The sequence below is a fragment of the Catenibacterium faecis genome, from assembly GCF_014306455.1.
Taxonomy (GTDB): domain Bacteria; phylum Bacillota_I; class Bacilli_A; order Erysipelotrichales; family Coprobacillaceae; genus Catenibacterium; species Catenibacterium mitsuoka_A.
On sequence record NZ_JACRWG010000094.1, the window covers coordinates 1 to 4,486 of the forward strand.

Sequence of the window (4,486 nt, forward strand, 5' to 3'; positions counted from 1 at the left end):
CATCTTTTCTTTATCTATGATTTATTGATTGAAATAAACTGCGGTCGCTATAAGAATACATTATTATATAGGGTAATATAATTTGCAGTTATCAGATGGGTAGAGTTTGCGGTTTAACAGCTACTGTATGTCGATAATCGTGTGATTGAAATAAATATTCTCCATTTGCAATCTTATTTTCCCGGCACGCTTCTATCATCTGAGTTCGGAATGTACCATATAGACAAGCACCACCTCTGCTGTTTTTAAAAATGAATTCTTCAGGCTGAATTTCATGTTTTTTCAAGTATACTTTCATAATCTGATAAAGTGCCTGTGGGATTGGAATCCTTTTATAATTCTTCATTTTGACCTGATACACCTGAATCCAATAATCCTCGCCCTGCTGATAATAAGCATTTCCTTTCAATGTACACACTTCACTCGCCCGTAATCCTAGACACCACAGATGTAGGAACATACATCGTAATCGCTCTGGAAAAAGATATAATTTTTTCAAAATTTCCATATATACTGTTTCCTCAACGCTACGATCATGATGTACTATTACTTCTTTTTGTTGGAAATATTCAATTCGGAATGGCATTCTTGTAATATACTGTTTAACTTCCATGAATTTATAAAAATGACCGATACCGAAAATTCTTTCATTAAATCCCTTTGCCTGTATTCCCCGTTCTCGCAAGCCGTCTGCATACTTTTTTACTTCTGCGACAGTTGCATGAATCGCCAGTATCTTTTCTTGTTCCAGCAGTTCAATAAAATTTCTAATACATACAAATCTTCGTACAATCGTGCTGACTGCCTGTCCAGTAATTCCCAGTTCATATTTCATGTATGCCTGTAAAATTTCTCGATTCTGTATTTCCTTGACTTCCATAAAAGAAATGCTAATTAAGGATTTACTTTCGTCTATCCGATGTTTTCCAAGATGTAATCGTTCCAGATACCATACATTTGCTTCCCATTGGATCTGTTCCTGCTGCATAAACGCATCTCTTCTGCATTCACCTAAAATACTTCGTTGACTCGTTTCGGGAAAATTCTTTAAAATAGTTTCCACTTGTTCCATTTCCAGCAATCCAATATCCGTAATATTTAACTGAACACAAGAATCATAAAGAAGTTTTAAGGATTTTAACCTGACATTTCTATAAGCCTTAGACATTGAAGTATTGGCAATGATACGACTCAACGTATAAAAAATTTGTTTCTTTAAAACTTCTGAACAATTTTGTGTAAAATCCCACACCAATAGGTTTGTTTTATAAGAAGTTTCAAAGGTCTCAGCTATTTCCTTTTCCGGATAATACTTCAGAAAATAAATTTTATTTTGATATTTCCATTCATATATCCGCTTTCCATTTAGCGTCTGCATTTGTTGATAGATATGTTGTTGTTTTACCGTATCATATATTTTCAAATAGAAAGATACAATTTGTGATCGTATCTGTCCTCTTAAATATTGTTCATACGAATTTCGCAAAGGATAATCCATTTCTTCCAGATGCCAGATTTTTCTATCTGCCAAGAACTTTTTCAATTTGTTAATTCTTGAATCGCTTTTTATTCCAAGTGCATCAATTTCTGAATATAGTTCCTGCTTTTTCTTCTCAATATCTACTTCAGATTCTGTTATGTGTTCTGCCTGTTGCAATAAATATATAGGTATTTCTCACACCTCCCTACTCCAGCAGACGTTCCGCCCCATAAATAGCAGTGTGTTGTGCATAAAACTCATTACTTGCTTCTATCAGTTCATCATCCAGCCAGTCCAGATACTTTATAGTCGTATCCAAATGTTTATGCCCCAATGCCTGACTGATCATTTCCAGTTCCCATCCTGCCTGCTTTCGCATATTTGCAAAATAGTGACGTAACATGTGGGGTGTGATTTTAACTCCGGTTTTCTTTTCCATTCGGTCCAACATATCATATACACTGTCCACTCTTAATGGCTTTCCAATGTTCTCACCCATGATATTCACAAACAGGTAATCCTGATGTTGCAGGATTTTCCGATATTTTGCCAGATAATCCATGAGAAATTCAAACGTATCATTACTTATCTTGGCACTTCTGTATTCCGCATTTTTGGCTCTCGCTTCATTTTCATTATCTTCCCGGAAGCATACCCTTATCATGTGATTCCTATAATCAATATCTTTGACATATTTTACTCCCAGTAGTTCCCCAATTCTGTATCCGGTTTCTGCTAACATAAGTAACAGAAGCTGATCTCTTCGGTTCGTACAGGCCTGTAAAATTGTAATAATCTGATTTTCTTTTGCTGTTCTCCCACGATGTTCCTCTTCCTTCAGATAGGCTTTAAAAGAATGATTCCGCAGTACCTTTTTTACTCCCACCTGATTAACCGCTATAATCTGGTTATACGATAAGGTTTTGAGACTTCCGTACTGTTCATATTCTGCCTCTATAAATAAATAGAACCTGAACACATCTTTTAAGTATGCGTTGCAGGTTCCTTCATTCGGACACTTCTTTTCTCCAGCCGTTTGCTCTGTATGGTTTCCGGCTTTAAGCCAGTATAAAAATTCCACAAAGTGTTCTGTCTGTTTTTCATAATCTAACTGATAGACTTCTGTGAGTTCCATTTCTTTCTCTGCCATATATTTCATATAATAGCAGATTGAAAATGCTGTGCGTTTCACTGTATTTGGTGAACGTTTACATTTAATCTTATGCATTAGATATTTACTTGGCAGTTCTTCAATACTCATTGTTTCCAGATTTCTGATGAAAAAATATTTTTCTGTTCCATCTTTTATCGTTTCCACCTTGTATATCATAAGCTGCCTCCTTTCCTCTAACGCTATACACAGTATACCCACTTCATGCCGAAATAGCTATTCATCAATACCAACAATCCCACCGAAAACGCCCTTGAAATACCACCAAACTTTTCGTGCAAAATCTGCTTTTTCTGTAGCAGAACCACGAACGGTTACAGGTAGTATTCCACGCCTTTCCGGTTTCGAATAAAGTGCTGGACATCCTTGATATCTTTTGCCATCTTGCAGCTCGGAAGCGCACACATTACTTCCTCATGATACCTGCCACCTTCTCCTGCACGCTCGTCTAAAATGGACACGACACAAGTATCTGTCTCGGTGCGGAGAGCACGTCCGAATCCCTGTCTTAGTTTTTTCTGCATGTCTGGAACAATCACTGCCTGAATATAATCTTTCAGGCTGGCATATTCCTTCTTCTGTGCTTCACTGATGGGATCAGGAACAGCAAAGGGCAGTTTTACTATAATCAGCGAAGATACCATATCTCCAGGGAAGTCTACTCCTTCCCAACAGGAGCCGGCTGCAAAAAGGACAGCATTGTCCATCTGTTTAAATCTTGTGATCTCTTCCGGTGAATGTCTCCACACCTCTATCATCGGGAACGGAATTTCATCCCTTAACATCTGGTAAACGTTTCCCATCAAATGATAAGATGTAAACAGCACTAGCGTATGCCCGTAAGTCGAACAGATCAGTGAATGGATATGGCCTGCTATCATCTCTGCCTCTTCCTGACTTTCTCTTCTGCATGTCTTCAAATTCTTTGGCAGATATAACAGACAGTTCTTCTGATATTCAAACGGGGAGTCTGCCACATATTCCCGGACTCTCCGCACTCTCTGTAATCCTGTCATTTTCCGAATGTGGGAAAATCCCTGTCCGGTTTTTAAAGTTCCGCTTGTCAGAATCGCTCCCATTCCTCTGCTCCATAACATCTGGTCCAGATACTGTGGAATCCGTCTGCTGGATGCACACAATATAATCCGGTGGTCATGGTCCTGCTTCAGATGCAGCACATACTTCTTATCCTGATGGAAAAAGCATTCCAGCACACTTTTGGTTTCTTCCAGCTTGTTTCTGATCCACTTTGGAATCTTCTTTTCTAATTTTTCTATGATCTTATTCATGGTCTGTATCCCCTCATATAAATACATTGCACACTCTTCTGTCATGTGGAATTCTTCTTTTATCCCATATCTGGTTCTGTGGTTTTCTCCTATGATGTCCAGCACCATCCGGATCGTCCCGGACAGTTTTCTTATCTCCGGGCCTTGGTACTCATTCCCAAGATAAAAGCAGATTTCTCGGATATCGTCATAACAGAGGCTCTTCCCAAACATCTGCTTTGCCGCATCCGGCAGCTTATGTGCTTCATCGACAATCAATGCTCGGTAGTCTTTTAATAACGGGCGGTAATCCTGCAGCCTGTGATAACCATCAGCCAGCAGATAATTGTGATTACAGATCTGAATGAACATTTCATGATCTCTGGAACGCTCCAGATACTGCTGATACCTGCATGAGCCTCTTTTCGGGCAGTCTCCCGAACAGAACTGTTAAACCGCAAACTCTACCCATAATATAAACTAATAAAACCGCAAATTAAATTAATAAACAGGTGGAAAATGTGCCTTTTATGACGGCATAATCTTCCACCTGTTTTTGTGATCTGA

Annotated in this window: 3 protein-coding genes; all 3 read right to left on the reverse strand. The window is 38.6% G+C overall.

The genetic code is table 11. The features are described from left to right. Positions 1 to 91: 91 nt before the first annotated feature. Entirely contained in the window at positions 92 to 1,657 is a 1,566-nt protein-coding gene (locus tag H8909_RS12515) for a tyrosine-type recombinase/integrase (RefSeq protein ID WP_238928298.1), read from the reverse strand. Between the two features lie 28 nt (positions 1,658 to 1,685). Next, on the reverse strand, positions 1,686 to 2,810 hold the full coding sequence (locus H8909_RS12520; RefSeq protein WP_006426957.1) for a tyrosine-type recombinase/integrase: 1,125 nt from the start codon (positions 2,808 to 2,810) through the stop codon (positions 1,686 to 1,688). Between the two features lie 155 nt (positions 2,811 to 2,965). Further along, positions 2,966 to 4,291 carry an ATP-dependent DNA helicase gene (locus H8909_RS12525; protein WP_238928299.1) on the reverse strand — a complete coding sequence of 442 codons (1,326 nt, stop codon included), beginning with the start codon at positions 4,289 to 4,291 and terminating at the stop codon, positions 2,966 to 2,968. Positions 4,292 to 4,486 lie beyond the last annotated feature (195 nt).

What these genes read in the sequence shown, in the direction of transcription:
- H8909_RS12520 (WP_006426957.1), bottom strand. Translation starts at nt 2,810, where the DNA reads ATGATATACAAGGTGGAAACGATAAAAGATGGAACAGAAAAATATTTT.
- H8909_RS12525 (WP_238928299.1), bottom strand. Translation starts at nt 4,291, where the DNA reads ATGTTCATTCAGATCTGTAATCACAATTATCTGCTGGCTGATGGTTAT.